The sequence below is a fragment of the Desulfofundulus thermosubterraneus DSM 16057 genome (assembly GCF_900142025.1).
Classification (GTDB): Bacteria; Bacillota; Desulfotomaculia; order Desulfotomaculales; family Desulfovirgulaceae; genus Desulfofundulus; species Desulfofundulus thermosubterraneus.
On record NZ_FQZM01000004.1, the window covers coordinates 108,540 to 129,522 of the forward strand.

Here is a 20,983-nt window from a genome sequence, read left to right on the forward strand (position 1 = left end):
TGCGCACCCGGCTATCTAAAATGATAAAACGACCGGAGTTCCCTTCGCCAACATCCACGGGGTACACCGGCCGCTTCCTGATGCTTTATTATTGTTTAATGACTGTGATGCCCGCTGGCTTTTTCTTCGACCTTTTCCATTACCCGACTGATTGGCCCGGCAAATATAGCCGCCAAAACGCCCACGCCAAGAACTATAGCCATACCTGCATAAAATGCCGTCCAGTCAACCATAAAATCCCGCCCCCTTATGTTTTCTTCCAACCTCTATGGCGTTTTTATCGCGTATTCCACTGCCGTACCCGGTTTTCACCGTTGGTTTTCACTGTTACTAAAAATGTATCACCGGCAGGATGAGAAGTCAACCAGTGCGGCCGAACATTTGTTGATATTGTTCCATGGTCATTAAAATGGCCCGGGGCTTGCTCCCCTCGAATTTGCCCACGATACCCCGTTGCTCCATGATGTCGATCAACCGGGCGGCCCGGGCATAACCGATATGCAGCCTTCTTTGCAGCATGGAAATGGATGCATTGCCGTTTTCAATAAGTATTTTTACTGCCTGGGGAAGCAGTTCATCCTCTTCCTCCATCCTGGCCTCTTCCTCCTCCTCCACCGGCGGTTCTTCCATTACCCGCTGGTCATATACCGGTTGAGCCTGTTCCCTCAGGAAGGAAGTGAGGTTTTCCACCTCCTGATCCGACAGGTAGGCTCCCTGCACGCGCATGGGTTTAGGAGCCCCCACCGGGAAGAAGAGCATGTCTCCTTTGCCCAGCAGTTTCTCTGCCCCCCCCATGTCCAGGATAGTCCGGGAATCCATCTGGGAGGAGACAGCAAAGGAGATGCGGGAGGGAATATTGGCCTTGATTAAGCCGGTGATCACATCCACCGAGGGACGCTGGGTGGCTACGACCAGGTGAAGCCCCGCCGCACGGGCCATTTGGGCCAGCCGGCAGATGGAATCCTCCACGTCGGCCGGGGCGACCATCATCAGGTCGGCCAATTCATCAATGATGATCACAACAAAGGGCAGGGGGCCTTCCGCCTGTGCCGTTGCGGCTGTTGGTTCGTCCATAGATGAGGCGGTGTTGGCAGGGGACTTTTTCCCGGCTGCCCAGAACAGCTCATTGTAACGTTTGATATCCCTTACCCCCGTGCGGGCAAAAAGCTCATAACGCCGCTCCATCTCCTTGACTGCCCAGCGTAAAACCCCGGCTGCCTTTTTGGCGTCGGTAACCACCGGGGATACCAGATGGGGAATGCCGTTGTAAGTAGTCAATTCCACCATTTTGGGGTCGATCATTAAAAATTTAACTTCATCGGGAGTAGCCTTGAATAGAATGCTGGCAATTAAGGTGTTAATGCACACACTTTTCCCGGAACCGGTAGCGCCGGCTACCAGCAGGTGGGGCATTTTACCCAGGTCCGCGATGACGGGTGCCCCGGCAATATCGCGGCCCAAAACTACGGTAAGGCGGGAGGGGCTTTCCGTGAACTCCCTGCTTTCCAGCAATTCCCGCAGCTGTACGGTGGCTATTTCCCGGTTGGGCACCTCGATGCCCACGGCTGCCTTGCCCGGAATGGGTGCTTCAATGCGCACCCCGGGAGCTGCCATGGCCAGGGCTATGTCGTCGGCCAGGCCCACAATGCGGCTGACTTTAATGCCAGCCGGGGGCTGGATTTCATACCGGGTAATGGCCGGTCCTACGGATACCTGGGTCACCCGGGCCTGAATATTAAAACTGGCTAGGGTTTCTTCAAGAATCTGTTTTTTCTCGGCAATCTCCCGCTCTAAAATGGAATTATCCCGGGGTTTGGGTTTAGCCAAAAGACCGCTTGGAGGGAGCCGGTAAGGACGCCCGTCCGCCAGCGCGCAAGGGGCTACCTCCGTCTCCGTTAATTCCATTCCGTCCTGCTCCCGGGCGTTTTGCTTGCGCCGTTCCTTTTGCTGCCGGCGGTTTTGGTGGCCTTGTTCCTGTGTTTCCGTCTCACCGGCCGGGGCAGTTGGCTGCGGCAGGGGAAGGTTGTCCTTTTTTTCGGGAAGGGCGGGGGAACCGGCTTGTTTGCGGGTGTCTGCCTGTTCCACCTCTTCAAAGAGAAAATCGGACAAACGCTTCCCCAGGTGCTGGAACGTGTTGCGTACGGCCTGAACTATAATGCCCAAAAGCCTGGCCGGGGACTGGCCGGTGAGCAAGACGAGGCCGGTTATACTGAGAAAAGCCAGCAAAATATAGCTTCCGGCAACGCCAAAACACAGATGCAGTAAATAGCTGAAGGCGGCTCCCACCAAGCCGCCGCCCTGTCCCTGCCAGGCGGCACGAAAGAAATGGTCCGGCGGTATAAACAGGTGCAAAAAGGTAAGGGTGCTGATCAGCAATATTAACAGGCCCCAGGCACGGGAGGTCATCCCGTTGACCTTTCGCTCGCGCATAACTTTTATTCCGAAACAAAACAGGGCTACGGGCAGCAGGTAACGGCCGCTTCCGGCAGTGATCGTCAAACTCCGGGCAAGAAAGTGCCCTACCGTTCCTGCCGCCGGGGTAAACAGGCTGGCCATGCCTAACAGGGCCAGGGTTATGATGGCCAGCCCGTAAAGCTCAAATTTAAGCTCCTTCAACCAGGGTTTGGCCACAAGTTCCCCTCCTTGCGAGTAAAACGACCGGGGCGTGACAAAAGGTGCCCGTTCTCATCATATTTTGAGCTTACCATAAAGTGGACAAAGAGGCAAGTTTGCCTTGGTAACCAGGGCTGGAGGCCGTAAAATAATAAAACGCAGCAATGCTTGACAGGCGTAGCTGCGTCTAAAAAATAGTTTTTGAAAGCGTCATGGGCGTCTGTTAAGTTAAAGATTGGGCCGGCTGGTGATGTGGTAGGGGCATGTTTCACCGCCGGGGTATATTGGTTTTGGTTTTTGCCCGCCCGTACCATATTCCTATCACGGCCAGCCCGATCAGGAGAAGGCTGACCAGCTGGGCTACCCGAACGGGTCCCAGCATCAGGCTGTCGGTGCGCAAACCTTCGATGAAGAAGCGTCCTACCGAGTAGAGACCCAAGTATAAAAGGGCTACCTCTCCGGTGAAGCGTTTCCTGGGCCAGTACCACATCAGGGAGGCAAACACCGCCAGATTCCACAGCGATTCATATAAAAAGGTGGGGTGGTAATACTGGCCTTCGATAAACATTTGCCGGCGAATAAAGTCCGGGAAGTAAGCCATAAACTCCGGGGATACGGGACCACCGTGGGCTTCCTGGTTGATGAAGTTGCCCCAGCGGCCGATGGCCTGGCCCAGGATGACACTGGGGGCCAAGATGTCGGCCAGCAATGGGACGGACAGTTTATGCCGGCGGGCATACCATACCCCCGCCAGGGTGCCCCCGAGCAGACCGCCATGGATGGCGAGCCCGCCATGCCAGATGGCCAGGGCTTCCCAGGGGTTATGCTGGTAGCTTGACCATTCAAAAATAACGTAATATATACGGGCACCAATGATGGCCGCCGGGATAATCAACGTAACCATATTTAAAATGTGATTGGGGTCCATCCGGTTTTGCCCCGCCCGGCGCAAAGCCAAAAAAATGCCAGTTAAAAAGGCCGTGGCCATAATGATGCCGTACCAGCGGATCTGCAACGGGCCGATCTGGATGGCTACAGGGTCGATCATTGAATCACCTCGTAAATATTTTCCCGCCTCTCCAATTATTATACCGGTAGTCAACCTGAAAAACCAGTACCGCGCTACACCAGTTGACCCGCTGGCGAACCAGCCGCCTGGTGTTTGTCACTGGGAAAGCAAGCGCCTCAAAAAAATAACCCCACCTGTAGCCAGGCAGGGTAGTGAGCTGCGGTAGTAAATTTACCGGAAGCTTGCCCGGCGGTTTACTGCCATGCATTCCCGGCAGTAAACCGGCTTGCGACCGGTAGGCTTAAAGGGCACCTGGGTGGGTGCACCGCAGGTAGAGCAGAAGGTGTCGTACATCTGCCGTTCCATTCCCGCGGCGCTACCGTCGTTGCGCTGTTTGCGCCGGCGGCGGCAGTCCCGGCAGCGGGTGGGTTCGTTCATCAAGCCTTTCTCGGCATAAAAGGCTTGCTCTCCGGCGGTGAAGATGAAATCGGCGCCGCAGTCACGGCAGGTAAGCACTTTGTCCTCGTAAGACACAAATACTCCTCTCCTTTCAGGGACTTACTGGTTCAGGGGCCCAAACACAAACTACCCGCTCCCTAATCCAGGAGAAGAGTATTTGCCGGTGACCACCAACCAGTTTGACTTTGTAAGATTATATCATAACGCTTCTTTGCTGTCCATAGGGGGGCAGTCCAAGTTCGTATTAAGATTCAGCAGGTAGCTCTGTACTCGCCTGCCGTTTTGCACGCGCTCGCTTTGTTTCCAGCACTCACTCACCGACTCCGGGTACCGGCGTAGGGAGTAAAACTGCGCATGGCCAGCAATCATCTGCCAAAGAACTCTGGTTGCAGTGAGTTTTTAAATGCCCTTTTGGCGTAGTTTTTCCCTCTGCTGGATGGTGGCCGGGTAATCTACCTCGAGATCCGCGCTTAATATGACCCCATACGTTTCTTTTGCCGCCCGCCAACTGACCAGACCCTCCAGCACATCCTGCCGAACCAGCTCCGGATCCCGTTCCAGGGGGTTACCGTAACCACCCCCGCCGGCGGTTTGCAGCATAATGGTGGTTCCCGCCGGTACCCGACAGGTGAATTTCCCTCCTTTGGATTCCTGTATCCCGTTCGTTTCTGTTCCTACTGTTGCTGCCTCTGGCAGACGTCCGGTAGGGCCCCCGCCTAAACCCGAGTTTGCAAGGGTTGAATTTGCCGGCCAGACCACCCTGACCTTGGCCTGCTGTCCCGGCAATCCACCCGCCAGGCCCCAGGGCGGCAATTCGGCCCGTTCAGTGCTTACCGCTACTGTGGCATCTCCCCTCAAGACCGTGATTTCCCGCATCATGCCCAGACCGCCCCGGTGCTTTCCGGCCCCGCCCGAATCGGGAACCAGGGCATAGCGGTCCACCCTGAGCGGGTAGGATTGCTCGATTACTTCCACCGGTGTGTTGCGGGTGTTGGTCATATGCACGTGTACTCCGTCCATCCCGTCCTGGTTGTGTTTTGCTCCCTGGCCGCCGCCGTATGTTTCCACGTAGGAATAGTAGGTGCCGGTGGTGGGGTCGACGCCGCCCACGGTGAAATTGCTCATGCTTCCCGTTCCCGCTGCCGTTACCCGCTCTGGCACCGCCCGGGCCAGGGCACCCAGGAGCACGTCGGCAATGCGCTGGGCCGTATTAATGTTGGCGTGGGCTACCGGGGCGGGGAAGACGGGATTTACCAGACTGCCTTCGGGTGTAACTACCTCCACAGCCCGGTTGAGGCCATCACTGGAAGGCAAATCGGGGTCCACCACTGCTTTTACTACATAGTACACACAGGCCAGGGTCACCCCTCTGGTGGCATTGACCGGTCCCCTTACCTGGGGGTGGGTGCCGCTAAAGTCTACCGTAAGCCCCTTGTCGTGCCGGGTAATGGCTACCCGGATATTGATGGGATTTTGTTCCAGGCCATCACTTTCCAGGAAGTCTTCAAACTCGTAAGTGCCCGGAGGTATTATTTCTAAGGCGGCAAGCAGCCGCCGGTGGGTGTAGCTGATGATTTGTTCCATATGCTCCTTCAAGGCATTTGCTCCGTAGCGCTCCGCCAGTTCCATAAGCCTTTTTATCCCCCGGTCGTTGGCCGTGAGCTGGGCCTGGATATCGCCATGAAACTCCCTGGCGGTCCGCAGGTTGTGGGAGACCAGTTTTAAAAGCTCCCGGTTGACTTTCCCCCGCCTGCGGATTTTAACCGGTGGGATACGGATACCCTCCTGGAAAATTTCCGTGGCTGTGGTGGACATGCTGCCCGGAACTGCACCTCCCACATCCACATGGTGGGCGAGATTGGCCACCAGGGCCAGGGGCCTGTTCCGGTAAAAGACCGGGCTGATCACGCAGATGTCAGGCAGGTGGGAGCCGCTGATGTAAGGATCGTTGATGATAACTGCATCACCCTCCTCAAGTTTTGCCAGGGGGTATTCCCGCAATACCGCTTGCACCACCGCAGGCATGAGGCCCAGATGCAGGGGAATGTGTTCCGCCTGGGCCACCAGCCGGCCATCGGCGGTATAGATGGCGGTGGAGCAGTCGCGGCGGTCTTTGATATTGGGGGAAAGGGCCGTCCTGGTAAGGGTGGCGCCCATTTCCTCGGCTACCGATTGCAGGGCGTGGCGGGTTACTTCCAGTTGTACGGGGTCTATATCTAATTGGGACATCTATCTTCCCCCCACATGGATGATGAGATTGCCCCACTGGTCTACCCGTACGGACGTTCCGGGCCATACCAGGGTGGTGGTGTCGGATTGCTCAATTACCGCTGGTCCCTTCAGGCTCATGTCCGTTTCCAGGTCGTTGCGGCGGTAAACCGGTGTGGATAAGAAGCAATCATCAAAATACACCGGCCGCTCTTCCAGCGGTTCGGCCACCGCCCTTGAACCCTTCTTTTTTCCGGGGGTGGGTACGGGAGGGCGGGGCAGGCTGCCCAGGGCCACCAGCCGCAGGTTGACCACTTCTACAGGGGCTTTTTCGCGGCAAAACCCGTATTCCTGCCGGTGAAGCAGGTGAAAGCTGCGCCTTAAAATGGCCAGATCCTCCGTGCCCAGTTGACCGGCGGGTACTGGCAGGGTCAGGGTATAGGACTGGCCCCTGTAGCGTAAATCGGCCTGGCGGGCAATGATGATCTCCCCGGGGGAAAATCCCTCCTGTTCCAGCTCACGGCGGCCTTTTTCTTCGAGAGGGGTGTAAAGATCCGCCAGTTGGTCCGGCTCCGTGTCGTTTAAAAGCAACAGTGCCGTGCGTACGTAATCGCGGCGCACGTCGGCATGGAGCATACCCAGGGCGGAGGTGACCCCGGGGTAGCGGGGAATGAGGACATAGGGAACGTTCAGCTCCCGGGCCAGTTCCACGGCGTGCAGCGGCCCGGCCCCGCCGAAGACCACCAGGGTGAAATCCCGGGGATCATGGCCGCGCTGGACGGAAACAACCCGCATGGCCCGGGCCATGGCAGCATTTACCACCCGGATCATGCCCGCCGCGGCTTCTTCAACGGAAAGTTTTAAGGGGCGGGCAATCTTCTCCTCCAGGGATTGCCGGGCCAGCGCGGGTTGTAGGGTAAGCGCGGGGTTTAAGCTCCGGGTGGAGCTGATGCGCCCCAGTACCAGGTTGGCGTCGGTAACCGTAGGCTCGGTTCCCCCCAGGCCGTAGCAGGCCGGGCCGGGGGCGGCCCCGGCGCTGGCGGGTCCCACCCTCAGGGCTCCACCTCCGTCCACCCAGCCAATACTGCCCCCACCCGCCCCGATGGTATGGATGTCCAGCATGGGGAGGCTCATGGGGTAACCGCCAATGGTACCCTCCGTGGTGTGGCGCAGCTGCTCTCCCTTAATCAGGCAGATATCCATGCTGGTACCGCCCATGTCGGCCGTAATTACATTGGGGCGGCCGGTCTGGCGGGCCAGAAATAACCCGGCTAAAACCCCGCCGGCGGGCCCGGAAAGAACGGTGCGGGCGCTTTCCCGCATGGCCTGCTCCGCTGTCAGCATGCCCCCGCTGGACTGCATGATGAACAAACCGGGTGGCCGTCTGCTTTGCATCCCCGGGCGGGTGAAGCCCTTTAAACCTTCCTTCAGGCGGGCTACATAAGCGGCTATGCGGGGTTGCACCAGGGCGTTGATGACAGTTGTACTGGTGCGTTCGTATTCCCTGAATTCGGGCAGGATATCGGAAGAAAGGGTCACCCGGACGTCGGGATAAAGCCGGGCAATGATATCCCGAACCTTTTGTTCGTGCCGGGGGTTGGCATAGGAGTGTAGAAAGCTTACGGCAATAGAAAATACCCCGGCCCCGCGGATTTCTTTCACAATGGCCTCCACTTCCCCTTCATCCAGGGGAAGGTATACCTGGCCGTCTGCCGTGATCCGTTCCGTTACCTCAAAGGTGAGGCGGCGGGGGACGAGGGGGCGGGGCTTAACCGCCCAGAAATCGTAAAGGGCCGGCCGGTTCTGCCTCCCGATGAACAAAAGGTCCTTAAAGCCCCGGGTAACCAGGAGGGCAACCGGTGTACCCTTGCCTTCCAGGAGAGCGTTGGTGGCCACGGTGGTGCCATGAAGGAGCAGTTTTAATCCCGCCGGGTCAAGTCCGGCTGCAGCTGCTGCTCCGGCCAGGCCGTCCAGTACGGCCCGGTCAGGGTCAGATGGAGTGGAGGGAACCTTGGATATAAACATCTCTCCGGTATCTTCCCTTAACAGGCATATATCGGTAAAAGTCCCGCCTGTATCCACGGCGGCCCGGTAGGTGGGGCTTGTTTCCCTACCGTTCCGGCTCGGGGAAGGGTTTTTCTTTCCTTTGAGCATAAGCACTTTTTTTCCGAACAATTTTTACACTCCTCGCTTCAGGGGGCCGGCCTTTTAAAATGCCTGTCCAGCCAGCCGAACAGGGTTTTCCAGACCTGATGATAATGTTTGGCGAACTGGTGATCCCCTTCCTCAATCCAGACCAGTTCCCGGGGTTCACGGGCTGCCTCAAAGATGAGGCGGGCATCCGTGGGCGGAACGACGCCATCTCTGGTACCGTGGATGATTAAAAGGGGCCGTGGCGCCAGACGCGCCGCTTCTTGCGGAACATCATAAAGCTTCAGGTCCTGGAAAAACGCTTTCTTCAAGTAGATAATGCCGTTTTCTCCTGCCATGGTCACCATTTCTTCCGGGCTGTCAACGGGTTCACCGGTAAACGAGGTAAAAAGATCCATTAACCTGGCCGGGGCGGCCCAGGTGCACACCCCAGCCACCCGGGGATCCCGGGCTCCCTGGCATATGACCGTGGAACCGCCGAAACTGCGCCCCACGGTAACCACCCGCTTATACCCCTGTTTGAGCACCCATTCCACGGCGCAGGTAAGGTCGTCGATCTGTCCCGAGAGGGTAATATTCGCGAAGTCTCCCTCGCTTTCACCATTGCCCGCAAAATCAAAGACCAAGGTGGACCAGCCACGCTGGCCCAGTTCGGCACCCAGCTCCAGGGCCCGCCCACCTCCTTCCTTGCTGCCCGTGAAGCCGTGGCAATTAATGACAATATCACCTGTTTCCTCCGGAGTGCCGTACAACAGGCCGGCCAGGGCTAACCCCCGGGAGTTCCGGAAAGCAACCTTTTTCCAGTTATTATTATCGGCCTTGATCACCTGTTCTTTTTACTCCTTTCTATTTATCCCATAGTTATGCGGGCGTCTACGGCCACCGCGCCCTGCGGGCCGACCAGAAGGGGGTTGATGTCCATTTCCACAATTTCGGGCCATTGTATGACCAGCTGGCTGAGGCGCAGGAGGCATTCCACCAGGGCGTCCATGTCTGCCGGGGGCTGTCCCCGGTACCCCTGGAGTAGGCGGTAGGATTTGGTTTCCCTGATCATGTCCAGGGCTTCTTCCCGGTTTATTGGCGCGACGGCAAAGGAAACGTCCCGGAACAGCTCTGTATAAATTCCCCCCAGGCCAAAGACCAGAACCGGTCCAAAGGAGGGATCACGCTTGCAGCCTAGGAGCACCTCCACTCCACCGGGTCTATAGGGCTGGATGAGCACTCCTTTAATGGCCGCATGGGGTGCCCGGGCCGAAACTGTTTCCATAAGTTCGTTGTAGGCTTTTGCTACCGCCCGGGCATCGTTCAAATTAACCCTTACTCCGCCCACGTCCGATTTATGGGAGATCTGCGGGCTGACAATTTTCATTACCACCGGGTAGCCCTGGGATTCCGCTATTTTTACGGCGTCCCCGGCGTTTTGCGCCACTTGGGAGGGAAGGACCGGAATACCGGCCGCCCGTAGAATCTCCAGGGCATTTTCGTTAATCGTTTTAAGTCCTTCCTGCCTGGCTGTTTCAAGGATAGCCTCAATGCGTTCCCCCTGGATGCCGGAAAAGACCGGTGGGGATAAAGGGTTGCGGCTTTTAATTTCGTGCAGGTAACGGTATAAAGTCGCTAAAGAGGTCATGGCCCGTTCCGGGGATGGATAGACCACCACCCGGTTTTCGTTTTCCATCCTGGCCGCCAGTTCCGGGCGGTAACCGCCAAAAATCCACAGGGCCAGGGGTTTTTCCGGGTACCGGGAAGCCATCCGGTTGATCGTGGGGGAAATGTCCAGGCGCGGGTCTTCTTCAGGATCCAGATAAGCCGGGCTGATCACCAGAACCGCATCCACGCCCGGATCGTCCAGTATTGTATCCAGGGCCAGTTCCAGGATGTCCAGGTATCCCCTGGCCATACCCGCCAGCCAGATGTCTGCCGGGTTATTTACCTCCATCCAGCCGGGGAAAACGGCGGCCAGTTTTTGCCTGGTTTTTTCGCTGAAACGGGCTACTTCCAGGCCGCAGGCACTGCAGGCATCCACGGCCATGATGCCCGCCCCGCCGCTGATGGTCACCACGGCTACGCGCCGCCCGGGCATGGAGGAGTAAGTGAGGAAGGTTTTGTTCAAGTAGCGCATTTCCTCCACGTCCCGCACTCTGATAATCCCGCATTGTTTAAAAGCTGCGCTAAAGACGTGATCCTCACCGGCCAGGGAACCGCTGTGGGAGCTGGCGGCCCGAGCCCCCGCTTCGCTGCAGCCGGTTTTAAGACAGAGCACGGGTTTGACCCTGCTTACCGAGCGGGCCACTTCCATGAACTGGCGCCCGTCTTGAATCCCTTCCATGTGCAGGTTAATAACCTTCACCTGGGGTTGTTGTCCCAGGTAGGCCAGGCTTTCGGTAAAACTTACATCGGCCGCATTGCCGATATCCACTCCCAAACCAATGCCGCCGGTAAAATCAGCCGCACCCAGCAAAAAGATGCCCGACTGGCAGATCATGGCCGTACCGGCCTTTTGCCGCAGGAAGCCAATGAAAGAGGTATTCAGGTTTTCAAAAAGGTTAATGACACCGATGGTGTTTGGCCCCACAATGCGGGTTCCGGTATCCCGGATGGTTTCCAGCAATTCCTGTTGCGTTTGTTTCCCCCATTCATCGGCGTCGGCAAACCCCTGGGAAATTATAATTATGGCTTTAATGCCTCTGGCCGTGCATTCCCTGACCACATCCGGTACGGCCGTACGGGGGGTGGAGATTACGGCCAGGTCGGGTGTTTCGGGGATTTCACTGACCGTGCGGTAAACCGGCAGGCCTAACAGGGTTCCTCCTTTAGGGTTAACGGGGTAAATACGCCCCCGGTAGCCGCCGGCGAGCACCTGCTCCAGTATGTTAAAGGCTTGCAGGCCCGTTTTGGTGGAAACACCAATGAGAGCTACGGACCGGGGGTGAAAGAAGGGAATAAGGCTTTCCATAGATTTATAAAATTCCTCCTTTGTTCGGGCTGCGGCTGTTTCAGCTAATCTAAATCTTACCACATTAGTCACTATCCTGGTATAATTTCTGTAAAATATGCCAGGAGGGAGGACTGTTGTACCAGGTTTTGGAGAATATGAAGGTTCTGGATTTAACGCGGCTGCTGCCCGGGCCCTATGCCACCATGATCCTGGCGGACCTGGGTGCGGAGGTGCTCAAGATCGAGGATCCGGGCGCGGGAGACTACATGCGGGAAATGGGGCCCCGGTTGGGGCGGGAGAGTGTATGGTTTCACGCTATCAACCGAAATAAAAAGTCCATGCGCTTGAACCTTAAGGCGCCACAGGGGCGGGAAGTATTTCTGCGTTTGGTACGGGAATTTAACGTGGTGATCGAGAGCTTCAGGCCGGGGGTAATGGAACGGCTGGGTTTGGGCTATGAAACTTTATCTTCCGAGAACCCGCGGCTGGTTTACTGCGCCTTAAGCGGTTACGGTCAGGATGGCCCTTACAGCCGGCGGCCGGGCCATGACATCAACTATATGGCCCTGGCCGGTGCCCTCGGTTTAACCGGCCACCGGGCGGGCCCGCCTGTCCTACCCGGCGTGCAGGTGGCCGACCTGAGCGGCGGGTTGATGGCGGTGGTGGGCATCCTGGCGGCCTGCGTCAAAAGCCTTATGACCGGCCGTGGCGCTTACGTAGATGTGGCTTTAACTGATATAGTAGTATCATGGATGACCCTGTACCTCACCCAGTATCTGGCGGGAGCCGGCGAGCCCCACCGCGGCACGGAAAAACTGAACGGGGGCCGGGCTTGTTACAACGTTTACACCACCAGGGACGGGCGCTATGTCAGTGTGGGCAATCTCGAGGCCAAGTTCTGGGAGACTTTTTGTAGCGTTGCCGGGCGGCCGGACCTGCTGCCCCTGCAACACAGGGAGGACGAAGAGGCACGGCAGGCGGTGCAGGAGTTTTTCAGCAGTAAAACGCGCGCTGAAATCATGGAACTATTTGGTACGGTTGACACCTGTATCGAGCCCGTTCTGGATGTTAGCGAGGTGCCGGAGCATCCCCAGATTAAGGCCAGGAATTTATTTATGGAGCTTCCCACCAGGGAAGGGAGCATAACCACGGTTGCCCAGCCCCTCAAGTTGCAGGGCGTGGAGGTAAAAGCCGATTTCCCCGCTCCGGGGGCGGGGGAGCATACGGCGGAGATCCTGCGCCGCCTGGGCTACCGGGAGGAGGACATTGAAGCTTTGAAGTCTGCAGGGGTCGTGGGGTAGGTACCTATGGCGCATTCAGCGTCACCAGCAGAGGATATGAAAAATGGCCGTCCAGCACTCAACAGACTTCGAAAGATGATCGGCTAAACACAATCACTTTTAAGTCTGTTGAGTGCTGGGTTGAGTGCTGTGTAGTTTTGGCCTGCGAGGCTAACCGGAGAGCGCGTGCAAGCGGCAGGCAAGTGCTATGTTCAAAATTTAGGATTAAAAAAGGGTTATTGCCTAAAGGCGGTGGAAAACTATGTTAACTGCAATCCTGCAGCACGGTAAAGGATACCACGAAATGGGGCCCATAAGGCCCCCCAGCGAGGGCAAAGACCGCTCGCTGCTCCTTCGGGTCACCAGAAACTGTCCCTGGAACCGCTGCGAGTTTTGCCGCACCTACAAGAACAAAACCTACAGCCTGCGGAGTATTGAAGAGATTAAAGCCGACATCGATACGGTTAAAGCGCTGGCTGAGGAAATCAAGGCTACTTCCTGGCGGCTGGGCTTCCGGGGCTACATAAGGCACGAAGTGGTAACCGCCTTCATTAACGCAAACCCCGCCCTCTACAGCAGGGCTTACAACGATCCCGGAACTGTGGAGCGGCGGTTGGAAAGCCTGGCCAACGTTGTCCACTGGCTTTCCTCCGGGGCCAGGACCGTCTTTCTCCAGGACGCCAACGCACCGCAAATCAGGACGGCCGACCTGGTGGAAATCCTGCGCTACTTAAAGGAAACTTTCCCCACCATTGAACGCATAACCTCTTACGCCAGATCCAAGACCATTGCTCGAAAGCCGCTGGAAGACCTGAAGCGGCTGCGTGAGGCCGGCCTTTCCCGGCTGCATATCGGACTTGAATCCGGGTGCGACGAGGTGCTGGCCTATATCCAGAAAGGAACCACGGCGGTAGAACACATTCTGGCCGGCAAGAAAACCAGGGAAGCCGGCATCACGTTAAGCGAGTATTACATGCCCGGCCTGGGTGGGAAAAAATGGTCAAAAAGACATGCCCTGGAATCAGCCCGGGTTTTAAATGAAATTGACCCGGATTTTATCCGCCTGAGAACCCTCGTTCCCCGCCGGGGTACGCCCCTTTATGACAGGATGTTGGCCGGGGAATTTGAACCGCTCACGGAAGATGAAGTGGTGGAAGAAATTGCCCTGTTCGTGGAGCACCTGGACTGCCATGCCTACCTGGCCAGTGACCAGATGTGCAACCTCTTATGGGAAGTAGAAGGACAGTTGCCCGGCGATAAACCGGCCATTTTAAAAACCATTTATGATTACCTGCAAAAACCCCTTCATGAAAGGCTCAAGATCCAGCTGGAACGCCGCCTGTCCTCTTACCTGTACATTGCCGGCCATTTGAACCGGGACCTGGCTGCCGATGTGGAGGCGGCATGGGATGCGGTGAACGGGCAAAGCCCCGACGCACCGGTAAAAGTGCAAAAGGTGCTGGATGCCATCAAGCCGGCTTTTATTTAAACTCACAAGAGACAACCAACCCCTTGCGCTGCTGGAGTTTTTCTTTTATAATTAAGGCATAAATATCCCTAAAGTCGATGAAGGGGAAAAGTAGGCCGGAAACAGTTCTCCAGGGAGGAGGCGTCGGCGACTGGAAGCGCCTTCAGAACATGACCGGTTGAAGTTCTCCCCGGAGATGCAGGCTGAAACCCGTTACCGCGGGCAAGTAGGCCGTGCCGTAGTCTTCCCACGTTACCGGGAAGGGGGTATCGGAAAGACACATTCCCGTACCCTGTGTTGAGGTGGGCCGTTTTTGCGGTCAAGTAGGGTGGTAACGCGGAAAGCAGTATGCTTCTCGTCCCTAAAGGTGCGAGAAGCTTTTATTTTTCCCGTTGCTGCAGGGGGTTTTTCCCGTACCCTGATCGAGGGGGCCGGGTTTTTCCGGCCAATTGGGGTGGTACCGCGGAAGTCCGCCGCTTTCGTCCCCAGGGATGAAAGCGGCGGCTTTTATTTTTTAAAACCATGAATGGAGGGATTAATAAATGGTAGTAGTTATGGACGGGCGGGCTTCCGCCGAGCAGGTCGAGGCGGTAATTATGCGTCTTGAGGAGTGTGGTTTTTCTGCTCACCCCATTTATGGGGTCAGGCGGATTGTCATTGGTGCCGTAGGCGACCGGCGCGTACTTAATTCCCTGGGACTTGAAACCATGCCGGGGGTGGAGAGGGTCGTGCCGATCATGAAGCCTTACAAGCTGGTCAGCCGGGAAGCCAGGGAGGAAAACACCGTTGTTCAGGTAGGGCACGTGGCCATTGGTGGCAGCCAGCTGGCGGTCATTGCCGGACCCTGTGCCGTGGAAAGCCGGGATCAGTTGCTTGCAGCAGCCCACATGGTGCAGCAGGCCGGTGCGGCTATTTTACGCGGCGGCGCTTTCAAACCCCGTACTTCCCCCTACAGCTTCCAGGGGCTGGGGGAAAAGGGCTTAAAACTGCTGGCGGAAGCGGCCCGCCAGACCGGCCTGGCCACAGTTACCGAAGTGGTGGATGAGCACAGTCTGGAACTGGCCGTTGAGTACGTTGATATGCTCCAGGTGGGGGCCAGGAACATGCAGAATTTCCGCCTCCTGCAGATGGTCGGCCGCTCGGGCAAGCCGGTGCTGCTCAAACGCGGCCTGTCGGCTACAGTAGAAGAGTGGCTGATGGCGGCGGAGTACATCATGTCCGAAGGTAACGGGCAGATAGTCCTTTGCGAGCGGGGTATCCGTACCTTTGAGCATTCCACCCGCAACACCCTGGACTTGAGTGCCGTACCGCTGGTGAAGTCCTTAAGTCACCTGCCGGTGATTGTGGATCCCAGCCATGCCACGGGGGACCGCCGGCTGGTGGGCCCCATGGCCAGGGCGGCGGTGGCTGCCGGTGCCGATGGTTTGCTGATTGAAGTGCACCCCGAGCCCACACAGGCCCTTTGTGACGGTCCCCAGTCCCTGACTCCGTCGCAGTTTGTTTCCCTGATGGAGGAATTGCGGGCGGTGGCTGCTGCCGTGGGGCGGGCGGCTTGAAAGAAAGGAGCAAGAGCCATGGACAAAAAAATTGGTTACCTTGGCCCATGTGGTACCTTTTCGGAACTGGCGGTGCGGCAATACCTGGCCCGGCAGCCGGCAGGGGATGTCCAAATGGTAGCCCTGCCGTCCATATACGAAGTGCTTGCGGCGGTGGTGCAGGGAGAAGTGACCGAAGCGGTGGTGCCGCTGGAGAACTCCAGTGAAGGGGCGGTTAACCAGACTCAGGACCTGCTGGCCCATACTTTCCCGGACTTACGCATTAAAGGGGAGATCATCCTGCCGGTGGTCCACTGCCTTATGGCTCCGCCGGGAGTACCGCTAAAGACGATTGAAAGGGTGCTTTCCCATCCCCATGCCCTGGCCCAGTGCCGGGAGTTCATCTCCAGACACCTGCCCGGAGCTCAAGTGGTGGAAACCGCCAGCACGGCCGCTGCCGTGCACCTGGTGGCTTCCACCGGTGCTCCCTGGGCAGCCATTGGCCCCGTAACGGCTGCCCGGGAGTACGGGCTGGAAGTGCTGGTGGAAAAAATCAATGATTGCTCCGGCAACGCCACCCGGTTTATCGTGGTCGGCCGTGAGGACGGCGGGTGGGCGCCAGACTGCAAAACAACCCTTATTGTTTCCGTGGCCCACCGCCCCGGAGCCCTGTACGAGGTGCTGGGAGAGTTTGCCGCAAGGGGGATCAACCTGACGCGTATAGAGTCCCGTCCCTCCAGGCGCCGTTTGGGGGAGTACCTGTTTTTCATTGATCTAGTAGGCCACCGGCATGATAAACAGGTACAGGAAGCTTTAGAAGCAGTGGCTTCCCGGGCAGAGCTGAGGGTGCTCGGTTCCTACCCCGCGGACTTGAGCGGGCTTGAGTACACTGCCGTCCCGGTCGATAAAGTAAAGCGGCCTGCTGGCGGCATCCCCAGCAGCTCAACGGTGGAGGCCGGGTTCACCGGGGAGGCGGTATCCCGATCCCCGGTCCAATGGGAGGAAATTGAAAGGTTGCGGGAGGCCATTGACGGGGTGGATGCACAAATAGTGTCCCTGCTGGCCCGGCGCAGCGCCCTGGCAGCCCGGATAGGGAAATTAAAGGCGGGCTTTTACCCGGTGCGCGATCCCCACCGGGAGTCCCGGGTGCTGGCCTGGGTGCGCCGCCTGGCCCAGCTAAAAGGGGTGGACCCGGCGATGGTGGAAAAAGTATATCGTTTGATCATCCAGCATGCCGTACACCTGCAAAGGGAACAGCAGGGACAGGTCCAGGCCGCCTGCACCCCGCCTGCCGGTGACTTTTAAGGCCGGGTTTCCCCCGGCCACTTGAAAATGGAGACACTGCTACCCGATTTCCGGTTTTCTTTCCCTCCGTCCTGTTTTATAGGACATCTGCCATTTTACCGCCTTGCTGGTTCCATGACGGTGGACGCTTTCCAGCTGTGCCTTTTGGGATTTAATTTCCCTTGGTTGAGGGATTCCCGGCGGGCGGTGGAGGTCCGCAATGGTTTCGGGTCTTTTGTAACCGTTGCCGGTCATGGGGCACCTCCTTTTTTGACTGTTTCATGCTTGCTTTAATGTTATTTTGCCCTGTCCTATAATCCCTAATCTCCCGCGGCATGGGTAAAAGAAAGTAAAAAAACCCTTCTTAGCGGTACAGAAGGGTTTTACTGGTTTTTCTTTAGTTATGGATTCATGCGTTAGTGAAGGGACTTTTTATATTCTTTAGTAAGCTCAAAGATCTTTTCCAGTTCAGCCCTTGTTTCCTCATCGAAAAGATCCTTTACTAAAAGCATATGCTCCGTGAGTTTGTCGGTTACGTATACCGGTGCCGCCGCCCGCAGAGCCAGGGCCACCGCGTCGCTGGGACGGGCGTCCAGCACCAGTCCGTGTTCCGGTAGTGCCAGGTGAACCTCCGCGTAGAAGGTACTGTCTTTCAGGTCGGTAATGACAACCTGCGCAATACGGGCGCCCATAGCTTCGCAGGCGGATTTAAACAGATCATGGGTTAAGGGACGGGGCACGGCTATGTGCCCTAAGGCTACGGCAATGGAGTGGGCTTCCAGCAATCCCACCCAGATGGGTAATACCCTTTCTTCCTCCTGATCGGTCAGCAGGATAATGGGATTGCCCGACATATCATAGGCAATTCCCTTCACATTGACACGGATCACCGCTCCCACCTCCGTACACTTGCCCGGGTGAACCGCCCAACCTGCTCGGGACTTATTGTTATTTTATCATTAATTCATCAACTTTAAAATATCTGGGTGGGTAATTGCTGCATCAGCTGTATTGTCCACCCGGGATTCTAGCCCCGCTCCAGAAAAAGGTTGATCAACCAGCCTGCCGTACTGGTCAGGAGAGCCCCCCAGAAGGCACCGCCAAAGCTGTAAACGTGAAAGCCGGGTACCAGCCAGGCGGTTATGATAAAGGTTAGAGCATTGACGACAAAGATAAACAGGCCCAGGGTGATGATCGTTAACGGCAGGGTGAGGAATAACAGCACCGGCCGCACAAAAGTATTTACCAGACCCAGGACAAAGGCTGCCAGTACCGCCGGCCCGATGCCTGCGATACGAAACCCCGGTACAATTAAATCAATTAACAGTAGAGCCAGCCCGTTGAGGCAGATGGTGGCAAGCCAGCGCATAAAAAATCCTCCGGTAAAAATTCTTCGCCGTTTCTGGCCCGGTTCCTGCTGACAGGCTTAAAAGTTCCGTCCCAGTGTTGGCAGTAATGGCGCCCCCCTTGCCAGAGCAGGAATTGAAACCCACCTGTCGAATAGCATATGATTAATGGGGGTGGGTGTGTGTCTACCCGAAAAGAAGTTTCTAGTCGGCCCGGTGAGGCCGGTTTGCCTGCCGCGTCTCTTCTGGAAGGGGCGGCCATAGCCGTCCCGGCGGTGTTGACCGGGCAGAGTTTTTATCACTCGTTGGTATTCCTGCTCCTGGGGTTCTATACCTCCTGGCGGGTGGGACGCGTCCGGCAGGCTTACTTTTTTTCAGGCTTCTGCCTGGGGGCTGTGGCCGCCGCGGCGGCAATCTTCGGGGTGAGCGGTCAATTCATCTTTGGGAAAGCACTGGTAGCTATAATGCTGGTCGTTGCCGTTTTTGCGGCATACCGCCTTTTTTCCGGGGTACATTTCTTTGCCACTTATTACCATTCACCCCGTGCCTGGGTCACTACTTTGGGCTGGGCCCTTGTTACGGGTCTTTTCGTGCGGGGTGCCGGGGTCGGTGATGTGGGGGTGATGATCACTCCCATGCTCTGGCTTTGCCTGTTGCCCCTTTGGGCGTCCTCCTGGCGCCTGCTGCACAGCCTGCTCTTTGCCGTAACCTATTTGACCGCGGTGTACCTGCCAGTGTTACTGGGCGGTGATATCCACCTTGTGGCCGGGCAATGGACGGTGGGAGTTGCCGCTCTGGGCCTGGCCCTGGTGCCTGAACTTTTGGGCTACCTTTACCCCGAGCGAAAACACCCCCTGGATTCCCTGCCGGTAATCACTCCGACGCTTAACTGGCGGCAGAAATTAAAGGCTTGGCGGGAGGTATTTTTTCTCCTGGGTGATTTCTATGCCCTGAACATGGAAAAGTATGCCTGGTTTGTGCGGTCGGCTCATTACGGGCGATACTTCATTTTCCTGGGGGCAGCCGGGGAAATTGTGGCCCCCCTGCTGGATTTGCTACCGTGGCTTGCATGGCTGGCCGGGCTTTTAGCCCTTGCCGGCATGCTGATGGAGCTGGGCGCCGGCAACTACGGGGTGATGATCCCCGGGCTGGGTTTCTACGGTGCGGCTATAGCTGCTGGCCGGGGTTTCCTGGCCGGCCCGGTCCAGTATTTTCCCCTGGTCTGTGGTACCCTTTTGGTTTTGCTGTCCTTTGTCCTCTGGCAGGGCCGGCCCCGGGAAACCCCGCAAGAGCTACAAAGGTGGAAAGAATTGAATTCTCCAGCTACTTTACCTTGCGACGGGCAATGATATGATAGAGCCTGCCGTCATGGCTGCCCCGGGGGTGGTAGTCAAAACCTGCTGCCTCCAGGATTTCCGTAACCTGGTCTGCCTGATGAGCATCTGCGGTTTCCATAACGATATTGAGCTCATCATCTTCGCCCAGGTCGTTTAAAGCGGATTGCAGCCGTGCTATTCCCCATTCATTAATAACCGGTTCCAGATGAATGGTGATATCCGCCATCTCCATTTATACCTCCCATGTTAGCTTTTCCATTATAGCCTTGTCTATGTATGGTGCAGATGTCAATTTGATTGACAGAGATATGTCACGACCACCCGGTACAATTGGGTTAAGTAAATTTTAAGGAGATGGTGGGCGTGACAGTTTTGGTAAATTTCCTGCAAACTTTGCGGGTTGGTGAACCCCAGGCATTCGAGAACCTGACTGTCTTCCCGCTGATCGGGACGCAGTTTCAGGAACCCGGCTACCTTTTGCTGGACGAAGCCCTGGCGCATGGCCTGATCGAGGTGCGGGAGGTAAGCGAGGCCGGGAGCGTGAATGAAGTCCTGGTGATCAACAAAAGCGATCTCCCCGTCCTCCTCATGGACGGAGAGATCCTTACCGGGGCGAAGCAGAACCGGGTAGTGAACGCCAGCATCCTGGTGGCCGCCCATATAGCCCTGAAAATCCCGGTCAGCTGCGTGGAGCAGGGCCGCTGGCGGTACGTCGCCGAGAAGTTCACGGATAGCCGGCGCTTCTCCTACGCGCGCCTGCGTGCCCAGAAATCTGCGCAGGTTGCCGAGAGCCTCCACGCGTTTAGGGCTTTTAGCGCAGACCAGAGCGCCATCTGGGATGAGGTTGAGCGCAAACAGAGGGAAATGGGAGCGGAGTCCCCCACCGGGGCGGTTAACAGGGTATACGAAAGCCATGAGGAGAAATTGAAAAAATACTGTGCGGCCTTTTCGCCCCTGGAGGGGCAGGTTGGTGCGGCTGTTTTTATCAACGGGTGCTTCGTTTGCCTCGACGCCTTCGACAGCCCGGTTACTCTGCACAAGCTGTACACAAAAATGATCGAAAGCTACGCTCTGGACGCCCTGGAGCAGGCCGGCCGGGACAAAAAGGAGCCTGAAAATAGCGCCGCGGAGCAACTGCTGGAAAAAATCGCTGCCGCCCGGGTGGCGCGTTATCCTTCCGTGGGGCTGGGCGAAGACCTGCGCATAAAAGCTGAAGGACTGGTCGGCTCCTGTCTGGCCCTGGACGGCAGGGTGATCCACCTGGCTATCTTTGCCAGGGAGGACCGGGAGACGGAGAGGAGAAGCGGCCCGCTGAGCAGGCCGAGCAGGAGACGAAGGGCTCGACTGTAGAGGGG

18 protein-coding genes and 1 other annotated feature are annotated in these 20,983 nt (G+C 57.1%); of the genes, 6 read left to right on the forward strand and 12 right to left on the reverse strand.

Going from position 1 to position 20,983, the window contains the following annotated elements; all coding sequences use genetic code 11:
- Positions 1–95: 95 nt before the first annotated feature.
- From BUA65_RS18130 to BUA65_RS01875, 8 genes are all read right to left on the reverse strand, one after another.
- Positions 96–233 (reverse strand): hypothetical protein, encoded by a 138-nt coding sequence (locus tag BUA65_RS18130; RefSeq protein ID WP_165613173.1) that lies wholly within the window; start codon positions 231–233, stop codon positions 96–98.
- Between the two features lie 127 nt (positions 234–360).
- Entirely contained in the window at positions 361–2,631 is a 2,271-nt protein-coding gene (locus BUA65_RS01845; protein ID WP_072867060.1) for an FtsK/SpoIIIE family DNA translocase, read from the reverse strand.
- Between the two features lie 250 nt (positions 2,632–2,881).
- Complete coding sequence (gene lgt, locus BUA65_RS01850) at positions 2,882–3,661, reverse strand: prolipoprotein diacylglyceryl transferase (protein WP_072867061.1); 780 nt, start codon at positions 3,659–3,661, stop codon at positions 2,882–2,884.
- Positions 3,662–3,853: 192 nt separating this feature from the next.
- Positions 3,854–4,156, reverse strand: a complete 303-nt coding sequence (locus BUA65_RS01855) for a zinc-ribbon domain containing protein (RefSeq protein ID WP_072867062.1) — start codon at positions 4,154–4,156, stop codon at positions 3,854–3,856.
- 324 nt (positions 4,157–4,480) lie between these two features.
- Positions 4,481–6,310: a hydantoinase B/oxoprolinase family protein gene (locus BUA65_RS01860; RefSeq protein ID WP_072867063.1), complete on the reverse strand. Its 1,830-nt coding sequence runs from the start codon at positions 6,308–6,310 to the stop codon at positions 4,481–4,483.
- Positions 6,311–8,464, reverse strand: coding sequence for a hydantoinase/oxoprolinase family protein (locus BUA65_RS01865; RefSeq protein ID WP_084061971.1), 2,154 nt, complete (start codon positions 8,462–8,464; stop codon positions 6,311–6,313). It abuts the gene before it with no gap.
- 17 nt (positions 8,465–8,481) lie between these two features.
- The gene (locus tag BUA65_RS01870; protein ID WP_072867064.1) at positions 8,482–9,267 is read right to left on the reverse strand and encodes an alpha/beta hydrolase; all 786 of its coding nucleotides are present in this window, start codon (positions 9,265–9,267) and stop codon (positions 8,482–8,484) included.
- 23 nt (positions 9,268–9,290) lie between these two features.
- The gene (locus BUA65_RS01875) at positions 9,291–11,396 is read right to left on the reverse strand and encodes an acetate--CoA ligase family protein (RefSeq protein WP_072867065.1); all 2,106 of its coding nucleotides are present in this window, start codon (positions 11,394–11,396) and stop codon (positions 9,291–9,293) included.
- A 116-nt stretch (positions 11,397–11,512) separates the two neighbouring features.
- Here BUA65_RS01875 and BUA65_RS01880 point away from each other — a divergent pair, with 116 nt between their 5' ends.
- From BUA65_RS01880 to pheA, 4 genes are all read left to right on the forward strand, one after another.
- Positions 11,513–12,679 (forward strand): CaiB/BaiF CoA transferase family protein, encoded by a 1,167-nt coding sequence (locus BUA65_RS01880; RefSeq protein WP_242656203.1) that lies wholly within the window; start codon positions 11,513–11,515, stop codon positions 12,677–12,679.
- A gap of 241 nt (positions 12,680–12,920) precedes the next feature.
- Positions 12,921–14,147 (forward strand): radical SAM protein, encoded by a 1,227-nt coding sequence (locus BUA65_RS01885; RefSeq protein ID WP_072867066.1) that lies wholly within the window; start codon positions 12,921–12,923, stop codon positions 14,145–14,147.
- Positions 14,148–14,215: 68 nt separating this feature from the next.
- Positions 14,216–14,492 (forward strand) — a binding site (T-box leader).
- A 176-nt stretch (positions 14,493–14,668) separates the two neighbouring features.
- The gene (aroF, locus tag BUA65_RS01895) at positions 14,669–15,682 is read left to right on the forward strand and encodes a 3-deoxy-7-phosphoheptulonate synthase (RefSeq protein ID WP_072867068.1); all 1,014 of its coding nucleotides are present in this window, start codon (positions 14,669–14,671) and stop codon (positions 15,680–15,682) included.
- 18 nt (positions 15,683–15,700) lie between these two features.
- On the forward strand, positions 15,701–16,966 hold the full coding sequence (gene pheA / locus BUA65_RS01900) for a prephenate dehydratase (RefSeq protein WP_072867069.1): 1,266 nt from the start codon (positions 15,701–15,703) through the stop codon (positions 16,964–16,966).
- Positions 16,967–17,005: 39 nt separating this feature from the next.
- Here the strand turns inward: pheA and BUA65_RS01905 are convergent, their stop codons facing one another.
- From BUA65_RS01905 to BUA65_RS01915, 3 genes are all read right to left on the reverse strand, one after another.
- Positions 17,006–17,200, reverse strand: a complete 195-nt coding sequence (locus BUA65_RS01905; RefSeq protein ID WP_072867070.1) for a hypothetical protein — start codon at positions 17,198–17,200, stop codon at positions 17,006–17,008.
- A gap of 161 nt (positions 17,201–17,361) precedes the next feature.
- Complete coding sequence (locus BUA65_RS01910; RefSeq protein ID WP_072867071.1) at positions 17,362–17,835, reverse strand: bifunctional nuclease family protein; 474 nt, start codon at positions 17,833–17,835, stop codon at positions 17,362–17,364.
- Between the two features lie 137 nt (positions 17,836–17,972).
- On the reverse strand, positions 17,973–18,314 hold the full coding sequence (locus BUA65_RS01915) for a phage holin family protein (RefSeq protein ID WP_072867072.1): 342 nt from the start codon (positions 18,312–18,314) through the stop codon (positions 17,973–17,975).
- Between the two features lie 159 nt (positions 18,315–18,473).
- On the opposite strand from BUA65_RS01915, the gene BUA65_RS01920 reads away from it, so the two are divergent.
- Entirely contained in the window at positions 18,474–19,640 is a 1,167-nt protein-coding gene (locus tag BUA65_RS01920; RefSeq protein WP_072867073.1) for a hypothetical protein, read from the forward strand.
- On the opposite strand, the gene BUA65_RS01925 is transcribed toward BUA65_RS01920, so the two are convergent.
- Positions 19,615–19,860, reverse strand: coding sequence for a hypothetical protein (locus BUA65_RS01925; RefSeq protein WP_084061972.1), 246 nt, complete (start codon positions 19,858–19,860; stop codon positions 19,615–19,617). The genes BUA65_RS01920 and BUA65_RS01925 overlap by 26 nt on opposite strands.
- Positions 19,861–19,982: 122 nt before the next feature.
- Here BUA65_RS01925 and BUA65_RS01930 point away from each other — a divergent pair, with 122 nt between their 5' ends.
- Positions 19,983–20,978, forward strand: coding sequence for an ARPP-1 family domain-containing protein (locus BUA65_RS01930; RefSeq protein WP_242656204.1), 996 nt, complete (start codon positions 19,983–19,985; stop codon positions 20,976–20,978).
- Positions 20,979–20,983 lie beyond the last annotated feature (5 nt).